Origin of the sequence: Pandoraea pnomenusa, from assembly GCF_040391475.1 — a bacterium.
GTDB classification, from domain to species: Bacteria; Pseudomonadota; Gammaproteobacteria; order Burkholderiales; family Burkholderiaceae; genus Pandoraea; species Pandoraea pnomenusa_C.
Genome location: NZ_JBEBXS010000036.1, coordinates 1 through 13,854, shown reverse-complemented (window position 1 = coordinate 13,854; position 13,854 = coordinate 1). Strand labels below are relative to the sequence as shown.

The 13,854-nt window shown below is 65.0% G+C and carries 12 protein-coding genes; all 12 read left to right on the top strand.

From position 1 onward, the window contains the following. Nucleotides 1-32 precede the first annotated feature (32 nt). The 12 genes from ABWO90_RS23615 to aac(6') all read left to right on the top strand — a co-directional run bounded on the left by ABWO90_RS23615 (nt 33) and on the right by aac(6') (nt 13,567). The gene (locus ABWO90_RS23615) at nt 33-1,811 is read left to right on the top strand and encodes an exonuclease domain-containing protein (RefSeq protein WP_353193646.1); all 1,779 of its coding nucleotides are present in this window, start codon (nt 33-35) and stop codon (nt 1,809-1,811) included. 351 nt (nt 1,812-2,162) lie between these two features. Next, nucleotides 2,163-3,143 (top strand): LysR family transcriptional regulator, encoded by a 981-nt coding sequence (locus ABWO90_RS23610; RefSeq protein ID WP_353193645.1) that lies wholly within the window; start codon nt 2,163-2,165, stop codon nt 3,141-3,143. Continuing rightward, the gene (locus ABWO90_RS23605; protein ID WP_353193644.1) at nt 3,140-4,633 is read left to right on the top strand and encodes an NAD(P)-binding domain-containing protein; all 1,494 of its coding nucleotides are present in this window, start codon (nt 3,140-3,142) and stop codon (nt 4,631-4,633) included. The genes ABWO90_RS23610 and ABWO90_RS23605 overlap by 4 nt, the downstream gene beginning before the upstream one ends. Further along, on the top strand, nt 4,630-5,604 hold the full coding sequence (locus tag ABWO90_RS23600) for an ABC transporter permease (RefSeq protein WP_353193643.1): 975 nt from the start codon (nt 4,630-4,632) through the stop codon (nt 5,602-5,604). Before ABWO90_RS23605 ends, ABWO90_RS23600 begins: the two co-directional genes overlap by 4 nt. Continuing rightward, the gene (locus tag ABWO90_RS23595) at nt 5,604-6,548 is read left to right on the top strand and encodes an ABC transporter permease (protein ID WP_502922690.1); all 945 of its coding nucleotides are present in this window, start codon (nt 5,604-5,606) and stop codon (nt 6,546-6,548) included. Before ABWO90_RS23600 ends, ABWO90_RS23595 begins: the two co-directional genes overlap by 1 nt. Before the next feature lie 8 nt (nt 6,549-6,556). Next, nucleotides 6,557-7,564 carry an ABC transporter ATP-binding protein gene (locus ABWO90_RS23590; protein ID WP_353193642.1) on the top strand — a complete coding sequence of 336 codons (1,008 nt, stop codon included), beginning with the start codon at nt 6,557-6,559 and terminating at the stop codon, nt 7,562-7,564. Next, on the top strand, nt 7,561-8,631 hold the full coding sequence (locus tag ABWO90_RS23585) for an ABC transporter ATP-binding protein (RefSeq protein WP_353193641.1): 1,071 nt from the start codon (nt 7,561-7,563) through the stop codon (nt 8,629-8,631). The genes ABWO90_RS23590 and ABWO90_RS23585 overlap by 4 nt, the downstream gene beginning before the upstream one ends. A 77-nt stretch (nt 8,632-8,708) precedes the next feature. After that, a complete protein-coding gene (locus ABWO90_RS23580) occupies nt 8,709-10,286 on the top strand; it encodes an ABC transporter substrate-binding protein (RefSeq protein WP_353193640.1) in 1,578 nt (525 codons plus the stop codon). 16 nt (nt 10,287-10,302) lie between these two features. Next, nucleotides 10,303-11,667: an acyl-CoA thioester hydrolase/BAAT C-terminal domain-containing protein gene (locus ABWO90_RS23575; protein ID WP_353193639.1), complete on the top strand. Its 1,365-nt coding sequence runs from the start codon at nt 10,303-10,305 to the stop codon at nt 11,665-11,667. Continuing rightward, complete coding sequence (locus tag ABWO90_RS23570) at nt 11,664-12,200, top strand: CMD domain-containing protein (protein WP_353193638.1); 537 nt, start codon at nt 11,664-11,666, stop codon at nt 12,198-12,200. The genes ABWO90_RS23575 and ABWO90_RS23570 overlap by 4 nt, the downstream gene beginning before the upstream one ends. Continuing rightward, nucleotides 12,197-12,793 (top strand): peroxidase-related enzyme, encoded by a 597-nt coding sequence (locus tag ABWO90_RS23565; protein WP_353193637.1) that lies wholly within the window; start codon nt 12,197-12,199, stop codon nt 12,791-12,793. The genes ABWO90_RS23570 and ABWO90_RS23565 overlap by 4 nt, the downstream gene beginning before the upstream one ends. 309 nt (nt 12,794-13,102) lie before the next feature. Then, the gene (aac(6'), locus tag ABWO90_RS23560; protein ID WP_353193636.1) at nt 13,103-13,567 is read left to right on the top strand and encodes an aminoglycoside 6'-N-acetyltransferase; all 465 of its coding nucleotides are present in this window, start codon (nt 13,103-13,105) and stop codon (nt 13,565-13,567) included. Nucleotides 13,568-13,854: the final 287 nt, after the last annotated feature.

Sequence of the window (13,854 nt, the reverse complement as noted above, 5' to 3'; positions counted from 1 at the left end):
GCCCGAGCCTGAGCGCCGTGGAACGCCGTGGAATGCCGACGAGGCTGATCGAGGATCGAGACGGGCCAGATGTCGCGCTCGACGACGCACCTGCCGTCGTCACTTCCGAAGCGATGGACCCGATAGACCCGATGGATCTGATGGATCCGGACATGCTCGCGCGCTCGCTGCCCGCGCCGATGGTCTTCGTCGATCTGGAGACGACCGGCGGCAATGCGCTCGATGACCGCGTCACCGAAATCGGCGTGGTCGAGGTGGGCCCGCATGGCGTCGAGCAATGGAGTACGCTGCTCGACCCCGCAACGCCGATTCCTCCGTTCATTCAGCAACTCACGGGCATCACCAATGACATGGTGCGAGGCCAGCCGTCGTTCGGCACGCTCGCGCAGGGATTGGCCGAACGTCTGCATGGCAAGTTGTTCGTCGCCCACAATGCCCGCTTCGATTACGGATTTCTCAAGAACGAGTTCAAACGTGCGGGCATCTCGTTTCAGGCGGACGTTCTGTGTACCGTGCGTCTGTCGCGTCTGCTGTTTCCCTCGGCGGCTCGCCACGGCCTCGACGCGCTCATCGCGCGCTTCGGCCTCACGCCGCAAGGCCGTCACCGCGCGCTGGCCGACGCCGATTTGCTCTGGCAGTTCTGGCAAAAGCTACACACCATCTATGCGCCCGACCTGATCGCGCAGGCAGTGCAACGCGTCACCAAACGGTCGAGCCAGCCGCCGCAGTTGCCTGACGAAGCGATCGACGCCTTGCCGGACAGCCCGGGCGTCTATCTGTTCTACGGCGAAGGCGACACGCTGCTCTACGTCGGCAAGAGCGTCGATATCCGGGCACGCGTGCGCTCTCACTTCTCCAGCGATCATCAGGTGGCCAAGGACCTGCGCATCTCGCAGGAAATCCGCCGCGTCGAAGCCCGCCGTACCGTCGGCGAACTTGGGGCGCTGCTGCTGGAGTCGCAGTTGGTCAAGCAACTGCAACCGGTGCACAACCGCATGCTTCGTCGCGCATCGAACCTCTATAGCTGGCAACTCACACCGCAAAGCGATACGCCGCAACTCGTGAGCGCGAAGACGGTCGACTTCTCCGGCGCCGAGGCGTTGTACGGCACGTTCTCGTCGCGCACACGCGCCGAGACGGCGCTGCGCGCACTCGCCGACGAGCATCGTCTGTGCTGCGCGCAACTCGGATTGGAGAAAGTCGCGGCTGGACGGCCATGCTTCGGTTATCAGGTCAAACGATGCGATGGTGTCTGTGTGGGCGCCACCCCGCTCGCCGCGCATACCGAACGCGTTCGCGACGCGCTCGCGACGCTGCAACTGGAAACCTGGCCGTACGAGGGCCCCATCGCCATCGAAGAGCACGGCCCCGGCAAACATGCCGACGATATCGAATACCACGTCATCGACCGCTGGCAGTATCTGGGCAGCGTGACGTCGACCGACGCCCTCGATGCCCTGGTCGAGCGCATGCCGGCAGTGACCGGGTTCGATCCCGACATCTACCGCTTGCTCGGACGGCGTCTCGCGGCGTCGGCACCGGCGGGCGACGAGGGGTCTGTCGACACCGCGGACACCGCAGACGCCACCGAGCGCATCGACGCACAGCCCGCCGGCGACACCGCGCCACCCACCCGGCGCGCGTACGCGCCACTCGTCGTGCTGACCTTGCACCGCCCGGCATTCCGTCTGAGTCCGGTCGAGCCACCGGAAGCTGTCGTGAAGCCGCAGCGCAGCGTGGCCTTGTTGCGCCGCCGCCAACCGCGTCCCGAAGATCCGTCGCAGTTGCGACTGCCGTTCGACGCGCACTGACCTCGCAAGCGGCCATCGGCCGCTTCGTTTTTCTCACCGTCCTCACCGCCACCGATGTTGCCGCCGCGCCGTTCCCGGCGCGGTTCGCGCACGCCGATCGTCTCACCTCGTGAGACGGCTCATGCACACCCCCGATTGATTTCTCCCCCGCGTCACCTAGGCAAAACCCTCCTTTGCACGCCACGGAATGAGCATATAAATATTAAGTATTTGCAAGACGCATGCTTCAGGTCAAAGAATACGCAATCCGAATACAACAGGTATTGCGAGATCGATGACCGTGGCGTCGTCGATTCGCGGACGCAGCGCGCGTGGGGTACGCGCCTTGCGTTCGTCCCCACACCGAGCCAGATGGAATTACGCCAACTCGAAGCCTTTGCGGCAGTCATGTCGACCGGCAGCATCACCGCTGCCGGGCGTCTGCTCGGGCGCTCGCAACCTGCCATCACGCGGATGATTCAGGAGCTGGAGGCCGAAATCGGCTACGCCCTGTTCACCCGTAGCGGTCCGCGTGTCACGCCGACCGAGCAAGGTTTCCTGCTGTTCGAAGACGTCGAACACGTGCTTGCCGGTCTGCAGCAGATTCGCGCCCGGGCCGACGAGATCGCGCGCGGCCAGACACGCCCATTGCATATCGCCGCCACCTCGGCCCTCGCCGCCGGCCTCGTGCCGGCCGCGCTCTCGCTGCCGGGGCTCGCACACGACACCGCGCAGATCCAGATGCGCAGTACCTCCCCCGAGCAAGTCGTGCACGCGGTGCTGACCGGTGCGGCCGACATCGGCGTGACGAGCCTGCCGCTCGAACATCGCGGCATCGTCGTGCACTGGATCGGCGAATCGGCCTGCGTGGCCGCCGTGCGCAGCGACGACCCGCTGGCACGACATGAACGTCTGCCGCTCGCCGAATGCGCGGGACGCCGCATCATCACCATGCAGAACCCGTATCGCCTGCGCCGCCGTCTCGATCAGGCCTTCGCGCAGGCTGGGGTGACGCCGGCGGGGCTCGTCGAAACGAACGCGTCGATCAATGCGATGACGGCCGTGCGCGCCGGTCTCGGTGTCGCCGTGCTCGAACCGGTGACGGCCTACGGCCTGCCGCTCGCGGATGTCGCCGTGCGTCCCATCGACGCGGACATCCCGTTCTTCTTCGGCGTCATCACGCGCGACGCCCGCGAGCCCTCACCCGCCGCCCTCGCCTTCGTCGACGCGCTGGCAGCCGCCGCCCGCGACCTGCTGCCCGATTTCGTACAGCACGCCGCCACCGAACACGCTCAAGTCTTGCAGTCGCTGTACGGCGACCTGCCCGCTCCCAAGGAAGCCCTGTCGTCATGACCCAGTCCCCGACACTCGCCACCGGCCTGCCCGCGCTCGAAGCGCGTCTGCGTCAGGACCTCGCCTGGCTCGAACTGCCCGCCAAGCGCTGGGTGCCCGAGCGCACCTTCAACAGCCAGCCCGTGCTCGATGTCGCCATCATCGGCGGCGGCATGGCCGGACTCGCGGCCGCCGCCTCGCTCACGCATCTCGGCGTGGGCGCGGTGATCTTCGATCAATCGCCACGTGGCTTCGAAGGTCCATGGGCGACCACCGCCCGCATGGAAACCCTGCGCTCGCCCAAGCAACTGACCGGCCCCGCGCTCGGCCTGCCTTCGCTGACGTTCCGGGCGTGGTTCGAGGCCCAGTTCGGCCTTGACGCCTGGGATGCCCTCGACAAGATTCCGCGTCTGCAATGGATGGATTACCTGCGCTGGTATCGCGACGTGCTCGCCATCGATGTGCGTAACGACCATCGCATCACCGCGGTCGCCCCGCGTGGCGACGACGGTCTCGTGGCGCTCTCGGTGACGTCGCCCGACGGCGAGCAAACCGTCCATGCGCGCCATGTGGTGCTCGCTACCGGTCGCGACGGCCTGGGCGGCGCCACCGTGCCGGGCTTCGCACGCGACTTGCCGCGACGCTTCTGGGCGCACTCGTCGGACGTGATGGACTACGCCACGCTGCGCGGCAAACGCGTTGGCGTGATCGGTGCGGGCGCGTCGGCAATGGACAGCGCCGCCACCGCGCTCGAAGCCGGTGCGGCCAGCGTCGACATGCTGATTCGCCGCGCCGACATCCCGCGCATCAACAAGGGCAAAGGGGCGGGCAACCCCGGCCTCACGCACGGGCACCTGAATCTGCCGGACGACTGGAAGTGGCGCATCCGTCACTACGTCAACGCACAGCAAGTGCCGCCGCCGCGCGGCAGCACGTTGCGCGTGTCGCGACACGAGAACGCGCGCTTCAACCTCGGCGCACCGATTCTCGATGTCACGCCGGTTGGCGACGTACTGCATGTGCGCACTGCCAAGGGCACGTTCGTGCTCGACTTCCTCGTGTTCGCCACGGGCTTTCGCATCGACATCGACGGACGACCGGAATTTGCCGCGTTCGCGAAGTTCGTGCGCAAGTGGAGCGATCGCTACACCCCGGCGGCGGGCGACGAAGACGTCGAACTCTCCGATTCGCCGGATCTCGGGCCGACCTTCGAATTCCTCGAGAAAGTGCCGGGCGCCTGCCCCGGTCTCGAGCGCATCCACTGCTTCTGCGCGCCGGCCACGCTCTCGCACGGCGCCGTCTCGGGTGACATTCCGGCCGTGAGCGAAGGCGCGAAGCGTCTTGCGCAAGGACTCGCGGGCACCTTCTACCGCGAAGACGTCGCGCATCACTACGCCAACATGGAAGCCTACGCCGAGCCGGAAGTCTACGGCGACGAGTGGACGCCGGCACCGCCACCGCCCGCGCTGGACGCGGCCACCGCCCCCAAGGGCGAGGAGCGCATCGCATGACAGCGTGGATTCTGCGCCGCCTGCTGCAGGCGGTGTTCGTGGTGTGGGTCATGACGCTGATCGTGTTCGTCGGCCTGCATGCGATCGGCAATCCGGTCGATATCCTGATCGGTCAGGACGTCGATCAGATCGATCGCGCGCGCATCATCGCGCAGTTGGGACTCGATCAGCCGCTGTGGCGCCAGTACCTGTCGTTCCTCGGCGGTGCACTGCACGGCGAACTCGGCAACAGCTTCGTGTACAACGTGCCGGCCATCCAGTTGATTCTGCAACGCCTGCCCGCCACACTGGAGCTCGCGTTCGCAGCGCTGATCCTGGCCGTGTGCATCGGCATTCCGCTGGGGCTGTTCGCCGGTCTCTATCCGCGCAACCCGATCTCGAAGCTGCTGATGACAGGCAGCATCGTCGGCTTCTCGCTGCCCACATTCTGGGTCGGCCTGATGCTCATCATGTTCTTCTCGGTGCATCTGGGCTGGTTGCCCGCGAGCGGCCGTGGCGAGACCGTAAGCGTACTCGGCGTGGAATGGTCGTTTCTCACTGCCGACGGCCTGCGGCATCTGATTCTCCCAGCGCTCAACCTGTCGCTCTTCAAAATCTCGCTGGTGTTGCGCCTCACGCGCGCCGGGGTGACGGAAGTGCTGCCGCAAGACTTCGTGAAATTCGCCCGCGCCAAGGGGCTCTCGCCGTTGCGCGTGGTGCTGGTGCACGTGTTGCGTAACACGTTGATCCCGCTGGTGACCGTCATCGGCCTGGAGTTCGGCTCGACGATCGCGTTTGCCGTCGTGACGGAAAGCGTGTTCGCGTGGCCGGGTGCCGGCAAGCTCATTCTCGACAGCATCAACTCGCTCGACCGCCCCGTGATCGTGGCGTATCTCATCGTCGTGGTGTGCCTGTTCGTGTCGCTCAACCTGATCGTGGACGTGCTCTACAAATGGCTCGATCCGCGTGTGCGCGTGGAGGCCGCCGCCTGATGTCGCTCAACCCGTCTCCCAACGCGAACCCGGCGCCAGTGCTCACGCCCGAGCCGGTACCGATGCGTCGCGAATCGCCCTGGCAACAGGGACTGCGTGAGTTCCTTCGCTCGAAGAGCGCCGTGCTCGGTCTGGTCATGCTCGTGGTGCTGATCGTGGCCGCGCTCGCCGCGCCGTGGATCACGCCGCAGAATCCCTACGATCTGGCGCAACTCGACGTAATGGACGCGCGCCTGCCCCCCGTCACGGCTAACGGCGCGGGCACCTACACCTACTGGCTAGGCACCGACGGCCAAGGCCGCGACTTGCTCTCCGGCATCATCTACGGGCTGCGTATCAGTCTGGGCGTCGGCGTTGGTTCGGCGCTCATCGCGGGCATTCTCGGCACGATTCTCGGTCTGGTCGCCGCCTACGCCGGCGGACGCGTCGACGCCTTCATCATGCGTCTGGTCGACCTGCTGCTGTCGTTCCCGTCGATCCTCGTGGCGCTGATGATCCTCGCCTACGTGGGCAAAGGTATCGGCAACGTGGTGCTCACCCTCGTGGTCCTCGAATGGGCATACTTCGCGCGCACGGCGCGGGGGCAGGCGCTCGTCGAGTCGCGTCGAGAATACGTGGAAGCCGCACGCTGCCAGGCGCTGCCGAACTGGCGCATCGTGCTTGGCCACATCTTGCCGAACTGCCTGCCGCCGCTCATCGTCGTGGGCTCGCTGCAAGTCGCGCGCGCCATCACGCTCGAAGCCACGCTGTCATTCCTCGGGCTTGGCGTGCCGATCACGGAGCCGTCGCTCGGCCTGCTCATCGCCAACGGCTACCAGACGATGCTCTCCGGCGAATACTGGATCAGCCTGTACCCCGGCCTCGCGTTGCTCGTCACCGTCGTCGCCATCAATCTCGTGGGCGATCGCCTGCGCGATGTGTTCAATCCAAGGTTGCAGAAATGAGCGGCGCCGTGACTTCCTCCTCTTCTCCGACGTCTGCGCTCACGCTCGAAGTTCGTCATTTGCGCACACAGTTCGTCACGCGCGCAGGCACGCTGCCGGCCGTGGACGATGTGTCTTTCTCGCTCCCGCCGGGCCACATCATGGGCCTCGTCGGTGAGTCCGGATCGGGAAAATCGGTGACCGGCTTCTCGATCATGGGTCTGGTCGACGCACCGGGCCGCATCGTCGGCGGTGAAGTGCTGTTTCAGGGCCGCGACCTCACCAAGCTGTCGCCCGGCGAATTGCGCCACCTGCAAGGCAATCGCATCGCGATGATCTTTCAGGATCCGATGATGACGCTCAATCCGGTGCTGCGTGTCGACGCCCAGATGATCGAAGCCGTGCGGGCGCATCAGCGCGTGTCGAAGGCGCAGGCACGCGAGCTCGCGCGCGACACGCTCGGCATGATGGGCATTCCGAGTCCCGACGAACGGCTGCGCGCCTATCCGCATCAACTCTCGGGCGGCATGCGTCAGCGCGTGGCGATCGCCATCGCCATGTTGCACCGTCCCGATCTGATCATCGCCGACGAGCCGACGACTGCGCTCGACGTCACGATTCAGGCACAGATCCTCTCGGAAGTGCAGAAGCTCGCGCGCCAGCACGGCACCGCGCTCATCTGGATCACGCACGACCTCTCGGTGGTGGCCGGGCTCGCCGACACGCTGGCCGTGATGTACGCCGGCCGGATCGTCGAGCAAGGTGCCGTCGACGCGGTCCTCGACGCCCCGCAACATCCTTACACCGCAGGTCTCATCGGCAGCCTGCCCAGTCTGAACAAGCGCGGCCAGCGCCTGCGGCAGATTCCCGGCATGACGCCGAACCTGCTCGCCATGCCGGCCGGATGCGCGTTCGCCTCGCGATGCGCGTATGCGAGCGCGGCCTGTGCGGAGCGTCCGGAAATGACGCAAACGTCGCCGGGTCGCCTCGTGCGTTGCTTCCACCCGGGCGCCGCGCTGCAAAAGGAGATGGTATGAATACGCCGCTGCCGCAAAGTCAGACGGCCCCCGTCAGCTACGGCAAGTCGCCCGGCCCGAGTGCCACGCTACCCGCCCCGATCGTGTCATTGCGTGGCGTGAGCAAGCGCTTCGGCGAGCGTCACGTCGGCGCGGCCGGTCGCCTGCTGGAACGCGCCGGTCTTGCGCATCCGCCCGCTGTCGTGCGTGCGGTGGATAACGTCGATCTCATCGTCAAACCGGGCGAGGTCGTGGGGCTGGTCGGCGAATCGGGTTGCGGCAAGTCCACGCTCGGACGCATGCTCGCGGGCCTGCTCAAGCCGACATCGGGTGAAGTGCAGATCCACGGTCGTCCCGCCGAATCGCTCTCCGCGCAGGAACAGCGCGACGCTCGCCTGAAGATCCAGATGATCTTTCAGGACCCGTACGCGAGCCTGAACCCGCGACTGCGCGTGGATCGCATCGTCGGCGAAGGCGCGCTCGTGCACGGTCTGACGGATCGCGCCGGCTTCGACGATTACGTGAGTGCGCAGCTGCAACGTGCCGGACTCGATCCGGCGCTGCGCCACCGCTATCCGCACCAGTTCAGCGGCGGCCAGCGTCAACGCATCGGCATTGCGCGCGCGTTGGCCGTGAATCCGGACCTGCTGGTGTGCGACGAAGCCGTGGCCGCGCTCGACGTCTCGATCCAGGCGCAGATTCTCAATCTGTTCATGGACCTGCGCGAGCAGTTGAAGCTCACCTATGTGTTCATCAGCCATGACCTCGGCGTGGTCGAGCATCTGTCGGACCGCGTGGTGATCATGTACCTCGGACGCGTTGTCGAGAGTGCGCCCGTCGAGGAAGTTTTCCGCCGCCCGAATCACCCGTACACGCAGGCGCTGCTCGCCGAGATTCCGCGCATCGATGTGCGTCACAAGACGTTCTCTGCGATTCGCGGTGAGATCCCGAGCCCGATCGCGCCACCCGGCGGCTGTCACTTCCATCCGCGGTGTCCGCATGCGATGCCGCGTTGCCGCACCGAGGTGCCGACGCTGCGCGGCGTGGCCATCAACCACGTGAGCGCCTGTCACCTGAACGACGTCTGAAAACCCGGCGCATGCGGCGGCGCACAGACACCGCCGCGTGCCCTTTACCGCATCACCAACGACCAGGATTGCCAATAATGAAACGTTTCTTGTTGTCCTCGCTGGCTGCCGCACTGCTCGTGACGAGCGCTGCCGCTTCGGCCCAGTCTTCCCAAACGCTGCGCATTGCGTTCGCCGACCCGCTGTCGTCGCTCGACCCGCAACTGAACAACCACGCGGGCGACCGCTCGGTAGATCTGCACTTCTGGGACCTGCTCGTCGAGAACAAGTGGAACAAGCTTCAACCGGGCCTCGCGGTGTCGTGGAAGGCCATCGACGCCAAGACGTGGGAATTCAAGCTGCGCCCGAACGTGAAGTGGCATGACGGTCAGCCGTTCACGGCCGCCGACGTCATCTACTCGTACACGCGTGCACGCAACGTGCCGGGCAGCGTGGCCACGTTCGCCGGTTACCTGCGCACCATCGACACGATGAGCGCACCGGACCCGCTCACGCTCGTCGTGAAGACGAAGATTCCGAACCCGGACCTGCCGCTGAACCTGGCGTCGGTGCACATCGTAAGCAAGCATGTGGGCGAGAAGTCGAACACCGACGACTACAACGCCGGACGCGCCATGGTCGGCACCGGCCCGTTCAAGTACGTCTCCTATACGCCGGGCGACCGTGTGGAAATGGTGCGTAACGACAACTACTGGGCGGGCAAGTCGGAGTGGGAAAAGGTCGACTATCGCTACATCAACAACGGCGCGGCGCGTACCGCAGCACTGCTCGCCGGCGATGTCGATGTGATCGACAAGGTCTCGGCCTCGGATATTCCGCGTCTGAAGAAGTCGCCCAACATCACGGTGTATCCGTACCCCGGCCTGCGCGTGATGCTGCTGCAACCGAGCTTCCGCGAAGGGTCGAACCCGTACATCACCGATAACGCCGGCAAGCCGCTCGCGAAGAACCCGCTGCTCGACGTGCGTGTGCGTCGTGCGCTGTCGCTCGCGATCAATCGCGACGCCATCGTCACGCGCATCATGCAAGGCACGGCCAGCGTGGCCAACCAGTGGATGCCGAAGGAGACGTTCGGCTACAACCCGGACGTGAAGGATATTCCGTTCGACGCCGCACAGGCCAAGAAGCTGCTCGCGGAAGCCGGCTTCCCCGATGGCTTCAAGCTGACCATGCACGTGCCGAACGATCGTTACCCGCAGGGCCCGGAAACGGCGCAGGCCGTGGCACAGTTCTGGACCCGCATTGGCGTGAAGACGCAGGTCGAAGTGGTGCCCTGGGCCGTGTATTCGGGCCGCGCGAACAAGAACGAGTACGCCATGTCGATGCTCGCCTGGGGTAACGGCACGGGTGAAGCGAGCTATGCGCTCGTGAACGTGCTGGCGACCGTCGATGCCAAGAAGGGGCTCGGCGCATCGAACTGGGGTCACTACAGCAACCCGGCCGTGGACAAGGCGCTCGACGCCTCGACCGCCGAGTTCGACGAAGGCAAGCGCGAGACGATCCTGCGTCAGTCGGTCAAGGTCGTGTCGGACGACGTCGGCGTGATTCCGATGTACCACTACCAGAACATCTGGGCCGCGCGTAAGGGCCTGAAGGTCACGCCGTTCACGAGCGATCGCACCGTCGCGATGCAAGTGACCAAGGCGGCCAAGTAAGCCGATCGACCACGCTATGACGTCATCGCTCATTCTCACGGCCACCCCGGCCGACGCGCTGATCGACGTGCCGCGCCACCTCGTGGTGCGCGGCGCGGCGCCCGGGGCTCACGTGACGCTGACCGCGCGCACCGCGCGCGCGGGTGGCGTCGTCTGGCACGCGCAGGCCACCTTCGTGGCGGACACCGACGGCATCGTCGACGTCTCGCGCGACGCGCCGGTCAGCGGCAGCTATCGCGGTGTGTCGGCGATGGGACTCGTATGGTCGCAGGTGCCGGAAGACGGCAAGAGCCGCGACGTGTTCCCGCAACCTGTCATCGCCCCGCTCGTCACCACGGTGGTGGCACAGGCGGGACAGGATCCTGCGGCGGGTAAAGGGGATGCTTCCGCTTCGGTCTCGGCTTCCGTCTCGGCTTCCGTCTCGTTCACGCAGCGATTAGCGGCGGAAGGGGTTACGCGACGCGAAGTACGCGAAGACGGCCTCGTCGGCACGCTGTACCTGCCGCCCGGCGACGGCCCGCACCCTGCCGTCATGATCCTCAACGGTTCCGGGGGCGGGATCAACGAGCCGCGTGCCGCGCTGTATGCGTCGCATGGCTATGCTGCCTTCGCGCTCGGTTACTTCAAAGGTCCCGGGCTGCCCGACTACATCTCCAATACACCGCTCGAGTACTTTGCGAAGGGCATGGCGTGGCTGCGCCGCACGGTGCGTCCGGCCCACGACTTCGTGGCACTCTCCGGGCAATCGCGTGGCGGCGAGCTGGTGCTGTTGCTCGGTGCGACGTTCCCTGAGGCGGTCTCCGCCGTGATCGGCTACGTGCCCAGCGCGTTGATTCACAGCGCGCAAAACGCGTGCGATCCGGCGACCGGCCGCGAAGGACCGACCTGGTTGCTGGGCGGCAAGCCCTTGCCGCACATCTGGGAGAACAATCGTACGGCGTCGTGGGCACCGTTTGACGAAGGACCGCCACCGCATCGTCATACGAAGGCGATGCTTACGGCGCTCGACGATCCGGACGCTGTCGCGCGTGCCAGCATTCCCGTCGAGAAGATTCGAGGGCCGGTGATGCTGCTGTCTGCGGAGGACGACGGCTCATGGCCATCGAGCCGTTATTCGCGGATGGTGACAGACCGTCTGGCGGCGCATTCGCATCCGTATCCGGCGAAGCATCTCGACTTCGCCAACGCGGGGCACGCCATCGTGTTTCCGTTCGTGCCGACCACGCAGCTCGTCTACGCTCATCCGGTATCGGGAAAAATCAGCACCAGTGGCGGCGAACCCGAGGCCAATGCGCTGGCGGACGAGCGTTCGTGGACTGCCGTGCAAGCCTTTCTCGCGCAGGCCGTGGCCGAGCGCGCCCAATCACAAGGACAATCATGACCGCCAATTCCTCATACGACATCGCCAACGATCTCGTCGACCGCGTCGCCGGTCTGGCGCCCGGTTCGGCCACGCATACGTTGCGCCATGTGCGCGACAAGGTGGCTGCCGCGACGCAAGGCAGCTATGACGGGCTGTTCGATCCGGCACTCGAGGGCATCTCCGTGGTGGAGCGTCTGCTCGTCGCGTTGTATGCGAGCCGTCTTACGCCTGCGCCGTCGCTGGTTGCGCACTATCGCGCCGAGTTGAGCAAGCATGACGTGGATGCTGCGCAGTTGAAGGCCGTGGAATCCGGGCAACCCGAGGACGTGGCTGACACGCGTGTGCGTGCGATCCTGACGTTCACGCGCACCTTGATCGAGAACCCGGTCGAAGGCGACAAGGCCGCGCTGGCGAAGCTGCCGGCCGCCGGACTGACGACGCCGGCCGTGGTCGCACTGGCACAACTGATCGCGTTTTTGTCGTATCAGACGCGTCTGGTCGCCGGGCTGCAAGCCCTCAAACAACTCGCCCCGCAGGAGACGGCAGCATGAGCGACATCATCCGTTCGCATGGATTTACCAACGAGTCGCTCGACTGGGACGCGTGGCTCGACGTGGTCGCGCTGGAGAACGCCACACCGGAGCAGATCGCGGTACTGGAGGAGAGCCATCCGAAGGCGAAGACATCGGATTATTACCTCTTCCTCGTGCATCAACCCGAGATCCTTCGTCAACGTTCGGCGGCGTTCAATGCCATCATGTACGCACCGGGCGGTATGCCGCGGGCTGAACGCGAGCTTTCGACGACGGTGGTTTCGCGCATCAACGGCTGCGTGTACTGCGCGTCGGTGCACGCGCAACGTTTCGAGCAGTTGGCCAAGCGCAATGACGTGATTCGGGAAGTGTTCGATGAGCCGCGCACGGCAGGTACGACAGATCGCGAAAAGGCGATTGCGCAGTTCTCCATTGCACTGACCGAGAAGCCCGGAGATGTGCGTCCGGAGCAACTTCAGGCATTGCGTGACGTCGGCCTGACGGATGCCGAGATTCTCGATCTGATTCACTCCATTGCGATCTTCGCCTGGGCGAACCGTTTGATGCTCAATCTCGGTGAACCGGTGTTTCCGGAAACGGTGGCGGCGTAAGGCTGACGGGCGGCGGTGTGCGGCTGTTCAGCAGGACGAGCAGATGCTTTGCTGAACATCGAGGCAGGGTGGGCACTGGTTTCAAGTGGGTGCACCTGCCTCGTAACGCTCATCGCGAGGCGTCGGTGTGCATTGCCCAGGGCGCTGTCTCCGCGACCCGGTGTTGGCTCTGGCGGATCGGGGAGTTCCGTGGTCTTCAGTGGCCATTCTTTAGATCAAAACGCGCTGTCCGTTCGGGCAGCGCGTTTTTTATTGCGCGGAATGATATAGGCTGGCGCTTTGACATCATCGACTTGCCTCGCCCATTTCATGAGTTCGCCTTCATTCGTCGTCCGGCCGGCGGAGGCCGCTGATCTCGCTTCGTGGCGCCAGTTGCGCAGAGCGCTCTGGCCTGATGCCACCGACAGCGCGCACGATCACGAAATTGCTGAAATCCTCGCCGACGCAGAGCGTTACGAGACATTCATTGTGTTCTCCGACACGCACACGCCAGTTGGATTTGCGGAAGCGTCCATACGACATGATTACGTCAACGGCTGCGAGACGTCGCCGGTGCTGTTCCTGGAAGGGATCTATGTGACGCCCGCGGTGCGTCGAAGAGGTGTGGCGAAGGCGCTGTTCGAATGTGTCGAACGTTGGGGGGCTTCGCATGGATGCGAGGAATTTGCGTCCGATACGGCCATCGATAACGTCGGCATACAAGCCTTACACGTCGCGCTCGGCTTCGAAGAGACCGAACGCGTTGTCTACTTCAGAAAGCCAATACGCAAGTGACATTGTGTAGTGCCGAGTCCATACGAATGGAAAGACCTGTGCGATATTTCGCGCCTGAGAATCCGCAATACCGACAATGTCGAGTAATGCGAAGCCCATTGCGACGCATCAAATGCCGAAATCGGAGGGATTTGTGCCGAACAATGCGTATCAGAGTTCAAGGCGCACTGAGTACTGGGTACTGGGTACTGAGTACTGGGTACTGGGTACTGAGCACTGAGCACTGAGCACTGAGCACCGAGCACCGAGCACCGAGCACCGAGCACCGAGCACCGAGCACCGAGCAC